12 protein-coding genes are annotated in these 13,354 nt (G+C 46.9%); 5 read left to right on the top strand and 7 right to left on the bottom strand.

The window, feature by feature from the left end:
- Positions 1 to 121: 121 nt before the first annotated feature.
- Complete coding sequence (gene ytvI / locus ACTRXF_RS08600; RefSeq protein ID WP_474278681.1) at positions 122 to 1,234, bottom strand: sporulation integral membrane protein YtvI; 1,113 nt, start codon at positions 1,232 to 1,234, stop codon at positions 122 to 124.
- Positions 1,235 to 1,442: 208 nt separating this feature from the next.
- Between ytvI and ACTRXF_RS08595 the strand changes: the two genes are divergently transcribed.
- On the top strand, positions 1,443 to 2,210 hold the full coding sequence (locus tag ACTRXF_RS08595) for a 3-hydroxyacyl-CoA dehydrogenase (RefSeq protein WP_474263489.1): 768 nt from the start codon (positions 1,443 to 1,445) through the stop codon (positions 2,208 to 2,210).
- A 65-nt stretch (positions 2,211 to 2,275) separates the two neighbouring features.
- Here ACTRXF_RS08595 and ACTRXF_RS08590 read toward each other — a convergent pair whose 3' ends face one another.
- From ACTRXF_RS08590 to treP, 4 genes are all read right to left on the bottom strand, one after another.
- Positions 2,276 to 3,178: a PD-(D/E)XK nuclease family protein gene (locus ACTRXF_RS08590; RefSeq protein WP_474278901.1), complete on the bottom strand. Its 903-nt coding sequence runs from the start codon at positions 3,176 to 3,178 to the stop codon at positions 2,276 to 2,278.
- Positions 3,179 to 3,264: 86 nt separating this feature from the next.
- The gene (gene treR, locus ACTRXF_RS08585; protein WP_474263491.1) at positions 3,265 to 3,984 is read right to left on the bottom strand and encodes a trehalose operon repressor; all 720 of its coding nucleotides are present in this window, start codon (positions 3,982 to 3,984) and stop codon (positions 3,265 to 3,267) included.
- 21 nt (positions 3,985 to 4,005) lie between these two features.
- The gene (treC, locus tag ACTRXF_RS08580) at positions 4,006 to 5,670 is read right to left on the bottom strand and encodes an alpha,alpha-phosphotrehalase (RefSeq protein WP_474263493.1); all 1,665 of its coding nucleotides are present in this window, start codon (positions 5,668 to 5,670) and stop codon (positions 4,006 to 4,008) included.
- 79 nt (positions 5,671 to 5,749) lie between these two features.
- Complete coding sequence (treP, locus tag ACTRXF_RS08575; RefSeq protein ID WP_474263495.1) at positions 5,750 to 7,201, bottom strand: PTS system trehalose-specific EIIBC component; 1,452 nt, start codon at positions 7,199 to 7,201, stop codon at positions 5,750 to 5,752.
- Between the two features lie 164 nt (positions 7,202 to 7,365).
- On the opposite strand from treP, the gene ACTRXF_RS08570 reads away from it, so the two are divergent.
- Positions 7,366 to 8,292: an alpha/beta hydrolase family protein gene (locus ACTRXF_RS08570; protein ID WP_474263497.1), complete on the top strand. Its 927-nt coding sequence runs from the start codon at positions 7,366 to 7,368 to the stop codon at positions 8,290 to 8,292.
- A gap of 78 nt (positions 8,293 to 8,370) precedes the next feature.
- On the opposite strand, the gene mreBH is transcribed toward ACTRXF_RS08570, so the two are convergent.
- Both mreBH and ACTRXF_RS08560 read right to left on the bottom strand, forming a co-directional pair.
- Complete coding sequence (gene mreBH, locus ACTRXF_RS08565; RefSeq protein ID WP_474263499.1) at positions 8,371 to 9,375, bottom strand: rod-share determining protein MreBH; 1,005 nt, start codon at positions 9,373 to 9,375, stop codon at positions 8,371 to 8,373.
- Between the two features lie 132 nt (positions 9,376 to 9,507).
- Entirely contained in the window at positions 9,508 to 10,503 is a 996-nt protein-coding gene (locus tag ACTRXF_RS08560; protein ID WP_474263501.1) for a lipoate--protein ligase, read from the bottom strand.
- Between the two features lie 305 nt (positions 10,504 to 10,808).
- Here ACTRXF_RS08560 and ACTRXF_RS08555 point away from each other — a divergent pair, with 305 nt between their 5' ends.
- Genes ACTRXF_RS08555 through cysC form a run of 3 tightly spaced genes read left to right on the top strand, consistent with a single transcriptional unit; the run spans position 10,809 to position 13,323 of the window.
- Entirely contained in the window at positions 10,809 to 11,516 is a 708-nt protein-coding gene (locus ACTRXF_RS08555; protein ID WP_462864886.1) for a phosphoadenylyl-sulfate reductase, read from the top strand.
- A gap of 29 nt (positions 11,517 to 11,545) precedes the next feature.
- The gene (gene sat / locus ACTRXF_RS08550) at positions 11,546 to 12,694 is read left to right on the top strand and encodes a sulfate adenylyltransferase (RefSeq protein WP_474263503.1); all 1,149 of its coding nucleotides are present in this window, start codon (positions 11,546 to 11,548) and stop codon (positions 12,692 to 12,694) included.
- Positions 12,695 to 12,711: 17 nt separating this feature from the next.
- The gene (gene cysC, locus ACTRXF_RS08545) at positions 12,712 to 13,323 is read left to right on the top strand and encodes an adenylyl-sulfate kinase (RefSeq protein WP_474263505.1); all 612 of its coding nucleotides are present in this window, start codon (positions 12,712 to 12,714) and stop codon (positions 13,321 to 13,323) included.
- Positions 13,324 to 13,354 lie beyond the last annotated feature (31 nt).

The raw sequence follows: 13,354 nt of genomic DNA, 5'->3' as shown, positions 1-13,354 counted from the left end.
ATCAAAATAATAAGTATAGTACTCCGTTCCCTAATTGGGGGTAATCATAACAGAAGTTACGGAAAAGAAACCGTTGTCGTTCCAAAAGGTGCCAGGCGTCTTTTCCGTGGTGAAGGACGCTTTATTTATCAAAGCCGTATCGGATAAAGCGGGAGATATCTTTCGCAACACCAATATCCCAAAGAATAATAAATAGAACCAAAATGGCAGGCCCCGCCAGCAGACCAACAGCTCCAAACATTTGCAGGCCGGCAAACAGGGAAATCAGCACGGCGAGCGGATTCAGATTCATGCTCGAAGAGAGCACTTTTGGCTCGATAATCTGCCGGACAATCATTGTAATGGTGTAAAGGATCAATAGACCGAGCCCAAGACCGAAATTGCCCGTCAGAATCAGATACACTCCCCAAGGAATTAAAATAGTGCCGGTGCCCAAATAAGGAAGAAATTCAGCGACACCAACGATGGCCGCAAGCCAGTAAGCTCCTTCGACTCTCATGATAAGAAGGCCGATTAGCACAATAACGCCCGTCACAAGCATAAGGATCAGCTGTGCCCGGATGTAGCCGAACACTCTCGCCCACATGGCCTGATAAAAAGCTTTCAACCGCTCAATAACAAAGGGAGGCAGGGCCAATTTCATTTTCCCGGCGTATCGATTCCAGTCTTTTCCAATAAAATAAATAGCGAGTATGATAAATAACAGGACAATCAAAAGCGTAGGGATACCTAAAATTAATTGGGTCAAAGCGTCGGCGATGGTTTGGGCGACCGAGCCAAGGCCAGAGCCGAGCTGGCTCCCGAGCTGGGCTATCCCCTGATCTACAGAAGACTGACCGCCAATGCCGGAAGCGGCTCCGGTGGCTCTTTCCCAAAAGGGAAGGATGTTTTCATTGTAAAAATTTTGCATCTGCTGAAAGGTATTCTCCATCCATGTGGGACCCTTCTCAGCGATCACATTGAATATTTCAATTGAAAGAAAGATCAGTCCGGTAATAATGCCTCCAACGATACTTAAAGTAAGAAGGAGCCCGACAAGGGCAGCTATCCCATTTGGCAGTCGCAGTTTATAATGAAGCCATCTCGTAAGCGGCATAAGCATCCAAGCGAAAAAAGCAGCGATCCAGAACGGATACGTATAGGAAAAAATCTTGCCAATCGCCCATGCGAGGGCGAAAGCGGCTATTATAACGATGACAAACCTTAAAATCATCCAGCCGGTCGTTTGTTTCATGGGCCATTCCATTCCTTTCCTTTGGCGGACATACTATCCATCTTTTCTTATTATAACCTTCCCACTATAAAAAGGAATCTACACGTTTTTTTAAATATTCCCGAAAAGGGAGGCGGATATACTTTTGATGAATGGTTCTTTAGGGTAATTATAAGTTAGAATGACAGTAGTGGCTTATACTTTAGGAACAGACAGGGGAGGAAGCAGTATGGATATTAACGGAAAAGTCTTTTTACTGCCGGGCGGTGCATCCGGACTTGGCGGTGCTACGGCGAATATGCTTGTAGAAAACGGTGCGAAGGTGGTTATCGCCGATTTTGAGGTGAGACCCGGAAGAAAAAGAGCAAAAGAGCTTGGGGACAGCGCCATTTTTATTGAAATGGACGTTACTTCAGATGAAAAAGGAAAAGCAACTATTGATGAAACAATAGAAACGTTCGGGCGTATTGACGGAGTAGTCAATTGCGCAGCTCTCGGACTTGCAGAGAAGATTTTGAATAAAAAGAATTCGCATTCCCTGGAGCATTTCAACCGCGTTATTCAGACGAATCTGGTTGGAACGTTTAATATGCTCCGGCTCGGTGCAGATGCGATGAGACATAATGAACCAAATGAACAGGGAGAAAGAGGCATCATTATTAATACATCTTCGATCGCAGCCTACGAAGGCCAGGTCGGCCAGGCTGCCTACAGTGCCTCTAAAGGAGGCATATGGAGCCTGACGGCGCCGGCGGCCAGAGAGCTTTCAGATTTTGGCATACGCGTCATGGCTATCGCTCCGGGCTTGTTCGAAACTCCTTTTTATATGTCCTTTCCGGAAAAAGCGAGACAGACGCTGGGACAGAACGTTCCTTTTCCAAGAAGGCTCGGGTTTCCGAATGAGTACGCCTCGCTTGTGAAAGAAATTATCCAAAACACGATGTTAAACGGGGAAACTATCCGTTTGGACGGCGCACTCCGTATGCCTCCGAAATAAAAAAGTACCAGCGTCCGCAGTCGGACGCTGGTACTTTTCGTTTATGGCAGCGGAATGCCGCTTTATTACTGCTCCGGAAAGCACAGTTCATAAAAGTTACACCGCTTGCAGGCGAAGGTGTTGGTCGTTTTTTTGAAATACTCGAGCGGCAGTGGTTTATTGGCTTCTTTGTCCTCAAGGAAGCCGGCCATACGCTCCACGCTCTGGACGAGCAGCTCTCTGACTTCCTGAAGAGTGGAATGATCAAGCTTGTGTTCGACACTGGTGCCTTCGAGCAGATATTCATTCCGCACGACGATATCCTCGAGCGCTGTTTCCGGGTAGTAGTCAAGGACGTACTGCGCATACAGCGCAAGCTGATACGGATCTTCTTCTGTCTGCAGGCCGGTTTTCCAGTCCACGATTACCCATTTATTGTTTTCTTCATCTTTATAAAGAAAATCAAGAACGGCAAACACCTTTGTGTTTTCAAGGCTCATCGTGCGGAGTTCTTCCGATTCGAGGTAATAGGTGGGCCGGTCAGAAGTAAGCTCGAGTAACGTGTCACAGGTTAAAATGTGCTCTACTACAGCCTCAAGACGGTCCTGAATTTTTTTAATTTTCTCCGCGGGCAGCTTTTTCTCTTCTCCGTAGTAAATTTCATGGAGCATTGTCGTATGTTTCGGTTTTTTACGCCACTGTTCGACATTTTGGGTAGAATCGATAAATCCTGCGTTCAGACGGGTACGGATCGTTTCTTTCAAAGTGTCTTTTGTCGGCAGATGGCCATCAGTTAAATATTTTTTCAGCGTTTCTTCCACTAAATCATGCACAATAGACCCAAACAGCATTTCGAGATTAGTTAAATTTTTCAACCGGTAGACATGACGCGGAAAAGGATCCGCATTACGCAGCCAGCCGTTGTGTGAGGAGTAATACTGGTGGGCATACTGTCGTTCGCATTGAAGCAGCGTTTTATGCCTCGACAGCGACCAGGAAAACTCCGGATAATCCCGTATAGTAAACAGGAGAAATCACTCCTTTGATTTGTCTTTACCTTGCTCCTGATACCATTTTAACGGTGACGACGGGCAAAGTCGATAAAACGGAACTTATCCGAACGGTGCCTGGACTCGGTGTACTGAAATAATTCTGCATTATCGAGATACACATAGTTTCGGACGACTGCAATACTCGAATCCGGGTAAAGATCAAGAAGCTGCTTATCTTCTTCCGTCGGCTTTTCAATAGTAATTTCCTTACGCGCAAAGCTGATTACAAGCTTCAGTTTATTCTCCACGTAGTCATAAATGGAATCGGCGCAAATGTCTTCGGTGAGACCAGGCACCCAGCGCTCAAGCAGGTAGTCAATGTCGAGCACAATGTTTTCGCCATCCATTTTCCGCTGGCGTTTTACTTCCCAGACCTGCTCCGTTTCCTGAACCTCGAGCGCATGCTGAAGCGCCGGGGGCACAGTAGAGAGAGTTAAGGAATGCACATGGGTTTTACTGTTGCTGCCGGTCTGTTCCGCCAGCTCTTTAAAGCTGACAAGCCCGGAAACGGGAAAATCGAACCTGCCAGTTTCAAGCACGACGGAGCCCTTGCCCTGTATTTTTTGAATATACCCGTGCTCGGAAAGCAGATTCAGGGCTTTTCGAATCGTCTCCCGTGACGTGTCATACATAGAAGTAAGCTCATGCTCAGAAGGAAGCAGGGCATGAGGCTGAAACTGCTCATTGCGGATGCCTCGTGCTATTTCTTCATAGATGTCTAGATATTTTCTTTTTGTGCTCATGCTCGTTACACCCCAGGACGGCTATTTTTGATAATGCAGAACGATTGTTTCATAAGGCTGCAGACTGTCAGCTTCCAGGGAAAAGCTATCCCGTTTGTAATTGGTGACAAAGACAGTGCCCGCCACTTCTTTTCGGGGAAGATCCAGCCTGCCGGCCTGAATCGTATCAGATGAGAAATTACTTATAACGAGTAAGGCTTCATCTTCGTCCTCGCGTGTGTAGGCGAAAAGAGAAGGGTGATCCGGCAGATAAAGCTGGTAATTCCCGGTCGTCAGGATTTTGTAATCCTTGCGGAGCTGAATTAATTTTTTGTAAAAATGATACACAGATTCCGGATCGTTTACCGCTTCTTTGGCATTAATGAACGTATAATTTTCCGGCACCGGCAGCCACGGCTCGACTTCACTGAAACCGGCATTTTTCGATCCGTCCCACTGCATCGGCGTACGTGCGTTGTCCCGGGAGCGGGCCTGAATGACAGCGAACGCTTCCTCAGGGCTTTTTCCCTGCTTTTGCATAATATCATAATAGTTGATGGTTTCCACATCACGGTAGTCGTTAATGGAGCTGTAGGAAGGGTCCGTCATCCCAAGCTCCTCGCCCTGATAGACGTAAGGGGTTCCGCGCATACAGTGCATGGTTGCTGCGAGCATCTTTGCCGATTCTACGCGGTACTTGCCGTCGTCGGCGTATCTGCTTACAATGCGGGGCTGGTCATGGTTACACCAGAACAGCGCGTTCCAGCCACCGCCTTCATACATACCGCTTTGCCAGTCCGATAACGTTTCTTTTAATTGCACAAAATTGAATTCGGGCAGGGTCCATTTTTCTCCTCCGGGGTAATCCGCTTTTAAATGATGAAAATTAAAGGTCATGCTCAGTTCTTCCCGGTCCGGGCGGGTGTATTTGATGCAATGGTCGATCGTTGTGGAGGACATTTCTCCGACCGTCATAGCTCCGTGCGGGGCAAATACGTTTTGATTCATTTCATGCATCCACTCGTGCACTCTCGGCCCGTCCGTATAAAACCGGCGGCCATCGCCGATATCGTCATTTGGAAACCGCTGATCCTTTGAAATTAAATTGATGACATCGAGCCGGAATCCATCAATACCTTTATCGAACCAGTAGTGCATCATGTCGTACAGCTGACGGCGCAGTTCTTCATTTTCCCAGTTCAAATCGGCCTGACTGACGTCAAACAGATGCAGGTAGTACTGGTTTGTCGGCTCATGCCACTGCCATGCAGATCCGCCAAATTTAGACACCCAGTTGTTTGGCACGTCTCCTTCTACAGGGTCCTTCCAAATGTAATAGTCGCGGTAAGAGCTCGCGGCATCTGACGAAGCAGCCTGAAACCAGGCATGGTCTGTGGAGGTATGGTTAATAACGATATCCATAATAATCTTCATGCCCTTAGCATGAGCTTCAGTCAACAGACGCTCGAAGTCCTCCATCGTTCCATATACATCGTAAATATTATAATAATCGCTGATATCGTATCCATTATCCTTTTGAGGAGAAGGGTACACAGGATTTAGCCATAAAACATCGATTCCTAGATCCTGAAGGTAATCAAGCTTTTCGATAATACCGGGGAGATCGCCTACTCCGTTCCCGGTCGTATCGTTAAAGCTTTTAGGGTAAATCTGGTAAATAACTGCGCGTTTCCACCACGGTTCCATTCTGCTCATCCTTTCGCATATATGCTGTATGGAGCAAAGGCGCCTGCCAAGTGGACCAGCAGACGCCTGAATTCATTAGTTAAACTTCTACTTTGCGAATACGCCCATAGAGATAGGTTAATACAATCGGGAGGATAATGACAATCAGCATTCCGATAAAGAACACTCCCCAGTCTCCCGGACGGATGGAAAAGATGCCGGGAATACCACCGACGCCGACAGCAAAGGCCAGGACGTTATTAATACTGATAAACGTTGCTGCGATGGCAGAGCTGATGAGCGCACAGAAGAATGGGAACCGGTACTGCAGGTTGACCCCGAATAATGCCGGCTCGGTAACGCCAAGGTACGCCGAAAGGCCGGCGGAGCCTGCGAGCCCCCGCATGTTCTGATCTCTCCAGGCTAAAATCATTATACCGACAGCAGCAGAGCCCTGGGCGATGTTGGAAAGAGCAAGAATCGGCCATAAGAAGGTGCCGTCAGTTGAAGCTGTAAGCTGCAGGTCCACCGCAAGGAATGTATGATGGAGCCCGGTAATAACAAGTGGTGCATAAAGGAGACCGTAAAGCAGGCCGCCAAGCCATGCGTATTGATCAAAGGTCCACAGGAAGAAGTCGGTAATCGCGTTCCCAAGACCAAATGTAACCGGTCCGATAATAATAAAGGTAAAGAACCCGGTAACAAGCAGAGCGATCGGTGCCACCAGCAGCACCTGGATGGAGTCAGGAATTCGTTTCCTAAGAAAGATTTCAATCTGTGCCAGTACATAAGAGGCTACAAGCACTGGAAGTACCTGACCCTGATAGCCGACCTGCTCAACGTTCCAGCCAAATAAATCCCAGGTTGGAACTTCATTGTTTGCACTTGCATCACCATAAGCATATGCGCTTAAAAGCTCCGGGTGAACGAAAATTAACCCGAGTACAATACCGAGGAGGGGACTGCCTCCAAACCGCCTGACTGCCGACCACCCTATGAGAACAGGAAGGAAGTTAAATGAAGCGTTTGCAATGATAAAAATAATTTCAGAAAAACTGGTCCACTGCGGATATACTTCGATGACAGCTTCGTCGAAAAATATGCCGGGGCCGGTTAACAGGTTATTTAAACCAAGCAGCAGCCCTGCAGTGATAATGGCGGGAAGAATCGGAATGAAAATGTCAGCGAGCAGGCGAATAAACCGCTGAAACCCATTCTGTTTTTTGCCGGATTTCTGCTTTTCGCTGGTATCGCTTTCAGAATCTTCGTCTCCTGCACGGCCGCCGCTTTCTTCAGAACGGCCTGTAACGCTCATCAGCTCTTTATACACTTTGTCTACTGTGCCCTGGCCGATGACGACCTGGTACTGGCCTCCGGAGGCAAAAGCTCCCCGTACAAGCTCGAGGTTTGTGAGCTTTTCCTTGTCAACTTTTTCTTCGTCGTACAAAACGAATCGCAGTCTTGTCACGCAGTGGGTGACTGTTTCTATGTTTTCATTGCCTCCCACGGCTTCTACAATCGTTTCCACGGCTTCCTTTGTGATTTTTGCCATTTTTGTTCCCCCTTAAATGAATGCATTTGAAAACGATACCAATTTATAAATTCACTTTAACTTGTATATACAAATTAGTCAATATAATTATCAATGTGAAAAAGGTTTTTATTAAACGAAAAATAGGAATACTAATAAAAAACCCTTTAATGGAGCGTGAAAGCATGGAACAGCTGATAACACTTGATCAAACAGAAACGTTATACGGAACGCTCACCGTGCCTGAGAACGGGTATGAAAAAGTCCCTGGTGTGCTGATAATTGGGGGGAGCGGTCCTGTAGACCGCGATGGAAACGCCCCGGGGATGAAATTAAACATTTATAACCAACTGGCGGCCTGGCTTGAAAAGCAGGGCATAGCGGCGCTGCGCTATGATAAGAGAGGCACAGGGAGCAGTGAAGGAGATTTCCTTGAGACGGGGCTGCAGGATTTAATCGAAGATGGTGCTGCTGCGGTGCGTCTTTTGAAAATGATCCCTGAAATTGATGAAGAGAAAATTTTCATTCTCGGTCACAGCGAAGGCGGGGCGATTGCTCCAAAAGTGGCTGAAAAAGAAAAGGTACAGGGGCTGATGGCACTCGCATCGTCGCCTAAGCCACTGTTTGATATTTTACTCGAACAGGGAGAATCGGTAGAAAGGGAAATAAGTGAGGGGAAAGGGATCTTTTACCGTGCATTGAAGACGGGGAAAGTAAACAAGCGGATGATCAAAAAGCAGCATAAAGTGCTCAAGGAGCTGCTTGATGAAGAGGCTTCAAAAAAATATAAAAATGTAAACGTAAAATGGTTTCAGGAGCACGCTGACTATGACCCGCGAGAGGCCTTTCACCGCATGCGCATCCCCGTGATTGCCGTAAATGGCGGCAAAGATGCCCAGGTGAAAGCGGAAGACGTCAGTGCAATTGCTCAGCATACAAGCGGTCCGGTGGAGGCTTATGTAGTCGAAGAGATGAATCATATTCTCAGACACCAGCCGGAAGAGTTTTCGATTATGAAAACGCATCGCAGGTACTTAAAACAGCAGAACGACAATCTGTCCCACGAACTGCTGGACCACCTGTACCCGTGGCTGCAAAAACAGATACAGTAGTAAACACTTGAAAAATCTATTATCGAATATAAAAGAATCGTCCCCGGGCTATTAGGCCAGGGGACGATTCTTTGATTATTACATAGAAGCTTTCTGCAGACTGTTGATCATTGCCAGCGATTTACCGGTACCAATCGCGACAGCCTCAAGAGGTGATGATGCAAGGTGGACCGGTACTACAATCTGGCGGCTCAGCCACTCTTGAAGGTCGTTCAGTAGCGCGCCCCCGCCAGTAAGCACAATTCCCTGATCGACGATGTCCCCGCTCAGTTCCGGCGGACACTGCTCAAGAGTAACGCGAATGGTTTCCAGAATCTGCTCGAGGGTTTCTGTGATAGCCCGGTGGATTTCCGGTGACTCGAGAGTAATGGTTTTTGGCAGCCCGTTCACAAGGTCTCTGCCCCGGATTTCCATCGTACGGACTTCACCGTCAGGGATAGCGGAGCCGATCTCCATTTTGATATTTTCAGCGGTCCGTTCGCCGATCAGCATGTTGTATTCCTTGCGGACATGCTGGGTAATGCTTTCATCCAGATGGTCTCCGCCGCGGCGGATCGCCCGGGAGGAAACAATGCCGCCGTAGGAAATAATGCCAACCTCTGTCGTGCCCCCGCCAATATCGACGATTACGTTCGCTTTAGGTTCATCTACAGGCAACTCTGCCCCGAGCGCCGCTGCAATTGGTTCTTCGATTAAGGAAACAGATTTAGCCCCGCATCCAAGCACTGCGTCCCGGATAGCCCGGCGTTCTACGGAAGTGGAATCACACGGCGTACATACTACGACCTTCGGTTTGCGGAGAGTAAAGCCTGCTTCTTTTTGAATTTTTTTCATGATATGCGAAAGCATTGCGGATGTAATATCATAATCTGCAATAACGCCTTCTTTCATCGGACGGGTCGCGATAATATTGGCCGGAGTTTTTCCAACCATTTCTTTTGCTTCTGTACCTACAGCGTAGACTTCTTTTGTGTCGATATGAAGCGCTACAACGGAAGGCTCGTTAAGAATAATGCCTTTTTCTTTCGTGTAAACAAGAATATTTGCGGTTCCCAAATCAATACCAATTTCTGTTAATGCCATTTTATTTACTCACCTTTTCCGGGTTATTAGTCTCTAGTATTTCATTGTAGAGGAGTGGAGACACTTAAATAAGGGTCTAAGGTCACGTAAAAAATGAGTAATTTCCCATTTTTACGAAAAAAATCATCTGAATTAATAAATTAAGTCCACGACTTCATCAATGGAGATAGCTCCAAAATACGTATACAGATCAAACTGCGATAATGTTTTGTAGATGGCATCGCGTTCATATTTCGTACCCTGAAGTGCTTCCTGGAGATCCTCTACGTTCCCGGTACCAAAAAAGTCACCGTATATTTTCGTTTCCTGAATCACGCCTTTTTTGACGTTGAAGCGGATGTCGAGCATGCCGGCATCGAATTTTTTGCTGCGGTGAATATCAAAAGCCGGGGACTTGCCGTAGTTCCAGTCCCAGTTGCTGTAACGTTCCTCGGATATCTTATGAATTTCCTTCCAGTCCTCATCGGTCAGGCGGTACTGCTCGATGTCTTCGTCGCTTCCAAAAATATAGCGAAGAATGAGCTGTTTGAAGGCTTCTACGGACAATGGCTCATCCAAAAACTCATTGATATTTCCTACACGGCTCCGAATGGACTTGATCCCTTTCGAGCGGATTTTTTCGTCTTTTACATTCAGCGCAGCTACGACGTTTTCAATTTCTGAATCGAGCATCAGGGTGCCGTGGCTGAACATTCTCCCTTTTGTGGCAAACTGGGCATTGCCGGAAATTTTTTTCCCGTTCGCCTGTAAATCATTACGCCCCGACATTTCGGCCGGAACCCCTATATTATTCAAAGCATCGACGATCGGCTGAGTGAATTTTTGGAAATTTTGAAAGCTGTTGCCATCATCTTTGGTTAAAAAGCTGAAATTCAAATTGCCTAAATCGTGATATACTGCCCCGCCGCCGGAAAGGCGCCGTACCACCTGAATGTTGTGCTTCTCCACATAATCGGTGTTGATTTCTTCAATTGTATTTTGATTTTTCCCAATAATAATGGAAGGTTTATTTACATAAAAAAGCAAATACATTTCGTCTTTGTCGAGATCCATGTTTTTTAAAGCAAATTCTTCAATGGCTAAATTGATTCTTGGGTCATTAATGCCTTCATTATCAATAAATTTCATTCGTAACCTCCTAAAAATTGTGCGCTGAACCGATGCTGCTCTTAAAAGTAAGATCCTTTTATATTATGCCATAAATACTGATGTGAAAGCTAATGCTAACAGGAAATAGAATGACCGGGAAAAATCCCCTATGAATAATCCCTAGTTAAACGATTTGTATTGTTGACTTTGCAAAAGGAAGCCACTAAAATATACTGTAAGCTAATAAACCTGATAAACTTACTAAGGATTTCAAAGACTTTAAAATAAGATTTTCATTTTTTATAGAAACAGGTACAATATTAAAGTGAAAGGGATGGAAGCGCATGATAGTATATGATTCCCTGCAGACAAATGAATTGGAGCAAGTGAATAACGAAGTGCTGGAAGGAAAAAGTGCGCTTGAAGTTATCCGCTGGGCCTACGGCGAATACGGCGATGATTTAGTATACGCATGCAGTTTCGGAGCTGAAGGAATTGTATTGATCGATTTAATCAGCCAGGTGAAACCAGATGCAACCATCGCTTTTCTCGACACCCAGTTTCATTTTAAAGAAACGTATGATGTAATTGATGCAGTTCGTGATAAGTATCCGGAGTTAAATATTAAAATGCTGAAGCCGGAACTTTCGCCTAAACAACAGGCGGCCCAGGAAGGCGATAGACTCTGGGAAACAGATCCGGACCGCTGCTGCAGTATTCGGAAGCTGCAGCCCCTCGAAAACGAATTGAGCCAGTACGGCGCCTGGATGTCCGGCCTGCGCAGGTCGCAGTCACTTACGCGTCGCAACACGCAGTTTGTAAACGAAGATAAGCGGTTTGAATCGATTAAAATTTGTCCTCTAATCCACTGGACGTGGGATGATATCTGGGCCTATATCGAAGACAACAGCCTTCCTTACAATGAACTGCACGAACAGAATTATCCAAGTATCGGCTGTGTACAGTGCACTGCAAAGGTGCTCGAAGGCGAAGACCTTCGCAGCGGACGCTGGACAGGAAGCGGAAAAACAGAATGCGGCCTGCACCGCTGATGAATTAAGATGAAGAAGGGACGATGATCATGGCTTTAAGCACACCGCACGGTGGGAAATTAGTAAATCGTAAGGACTTGAACAAAGACGTTTCATCCATTCAAAAACAAATTGAGCTTGATGAGGTCGCTTTATCTGACCTTGAACTGCTTTCAAACGGAGCATTCAGTCCGCTTGAAGGCTTCATGAGCGAAGAGGACTACAACTCGGTGGTTTCTTCGATGCGCCTTGCGGACGGCACAGTCTGGAGTATTCCTATTACCCTTCCGGTTACGAAGGAAAAAGCGGAGGAATTGAAAGCAGGAGAGGAAGCCCTTCTGGTTTTTGACGGAGAAACGTACGGTACGATTGAACTTGAAGGATTCTATGCTCCGGATAAAACGCGGGAAGCAAGAGAAGTATACCGCACCGAAGAAGAAGCCCACCCCGGCGTAAAGAAAATGTACGATCGTCCGGACACGTATGTTTCCGGTAAAATTACGCTTGTAAAAGAAATCAGCCACGAACAGTTTGAAAACTATTATCTGGACCCGGAAGAAACGCGTAGCGCGTTTGAAAGCCGCGGCTGGAATACCGTAGTCGGTTTTCAGACGAGAAACCCTGTTCACCGGGCGCATGAATATATTCAAAAAGCAGCGCTTGAAACCGTGGACGGCCTGTTTTTAAATCCGCTTGTCGGAGCAACAAAATCAGATGATATTCCTGCCGATGTGCGTATGGAAAGCTATGAAACCATTCTTGATGAATATTACCCTGAGAACCGGACGTTTTTAGCCGTATTTCCTGCTGCTATGCGCTACGCCGGGCCGAGGGAAGCAATATTCCATGCCATGGTCCGGAAAAATTACGGCTGCACCCACTTTATTGTGGGCCGTGACCATGCTGGTGTCGGTGACTATTACGGCACGTATGACGCTCAGGAAATTTTCTCCGAATTTACGTTTGAAGAACTTGGCATTCAGCTGCGCTTCTTTGAGCATTCCTTCTACTGCCTGAAATGTGAAAACATGGCAACAGCCAAAACGTGCCCGCACGACAAAGCTGACCATGTCATTCTTTCCGGTACGAAGGTGCGCGCCATGCTGACCAATGGCGAAATGCCTCCAAAAGAGTTCAGCCGTCCGGAGGTCGTGGAAGTATTAATCCGCGGCATGCAGCGCCAGACTTCCAATTCATAAACGACAGGAGGAAAACGATGGGGTCTAAATCCACCGATATCGTCTGGCACGATGCCTCGGTATCTAAAGAAGAACGTCAGGAAAAAAATAAGCATCAAAGCTTTGTGCTATGGTTTACCGGTCTTTCCGGATCCGGTAAATCCACGCTCGCAAACGCCGTTTCCCGGAAGCTTTTTGAACGGGGCAGTCATACCTACGTGCTCGACGGAGATAACGTCCGCCACGGCCTGAATAAGGACCTTGGCTTTTCTCCGGAGGACCGGACAGAAAACATCCGCCGCATCGGAGAAGTGGCAAAGCTGTTCGTTGACAGCGGCCAGATTGTCAGCACTGCTTTTATTTCCCCGTACCGGGAGGACCGCCATCAAGTGCGTGAACTGCTCCCGGAAGGAGAATTTATCGAAGTGTACGTAGAGGCGAGCCTCGAAGCGTGTGAAGAGCGGGACCCGAAAGGGTTGTATAAAAAAGCCCGCTCCGGAGAAATTCCTTCCTTTACCGGGATCAACGCTCCCTATGAAGAGCCGGAAAACCCGGAGCTCACGGTAAATACGGAACAAAAATCCATTGAAGAATCTGCCCAGGAAGTGGTGGACGCGTTAGTGAACTGGGATTACATCGAAGAACAATAAAGAAAGATACGTAGAGGACGCGGGCTGTTAA

It is taken from the genome of Marinococcus sp. LNHM3E3-2.2, from assembly GCF_056034385.1.
The sequence above is the reverse complement of the archived record's forward strand: the minus strand, read 5'-3'. Positions and strand labels throughout refer to the sequence as shown.

What these genes read in the sequence shown, in the direction of transcription:
- ytvI (WP_474278681.1), bottom strand. Translation starts at nt 1,234, where the DNA reads ATGAAACAAACGACCGGCTGGATGATTTTAAGGTTTGTCATCGTTATA.
- ACTRXF_RS08595 (WP_474263489.1), top strand. Translation starts at nt 1,443, where the DNA reads ATGGATATTAACGGAAAAGTCTTTTTACTGCCGGGCGGTGCATCCGGA.
- treR (WP_474263491.1), bottom strand. Translation starts at nt 3,984, where the DNA reads ATGAGCACAAAAAGAAAATATCTAGACATCTATGAAGAAATAGCACGA.
- treC (WP_474263493.1), bottom strand. Translation starts at nt 5,670, where the DNA reads ATGGAACCGTGGTGGAAACGCGCAGTTATTTACCAGATTTACCCTAAA.
- treP (WP_474263495.1), bottom strand. Translation starts at nt 7,201, where the DNA reads ATGGCAAAAATCACAAAGGAAGCCGTGGAAACGATTGTAGAAGCCGTG.
- ACTRXF_RS08570 (WP_474263497.1), top strand. Translation starts at nt 7,366, where the DNA reads ATGGAACAGCTGATAACACTTGATCAAACAGAAACGTTATACGGAACG.
- mreBH (WP_474263499.1), bottom strand. Translation starts at nt 9,375, where the DNA reads ATGGCATTAACAGAAATTGGTATTGATTTGGGAACCGCAAATATTCTT.
- ACTRXF_RS08560 (WP_474263501.1), bottom strand. Translation starts at nt 10,503, where the DNA reads ATGAAATTTATTGATAATGAAGGCATTAATGACCCAAGAATCAATTTA.
- ACTRXF_RS08555 (WP_462864886.1), top strand. Translation starts at nt 10,809, where the DNA reads ATGATAGTATATGATTCCCTGCAGACAAATGAATTGGAGCAAGTGAAT.
- sat (WP_474263503.1), top strand. Translation starts at nt 11,546, where the DNA reads ATGGCTTTAAGCACACCGCACGGTGGGAAATTAGTAAATCGTAAGGAC.
- cysC (WP_474263505.1), top strand. Translation starts at nt 12,712, where the DNA reads ATGGGGTCTAAATCCACCGATATCGTCTGGCACGATGCCTCGGTATCT.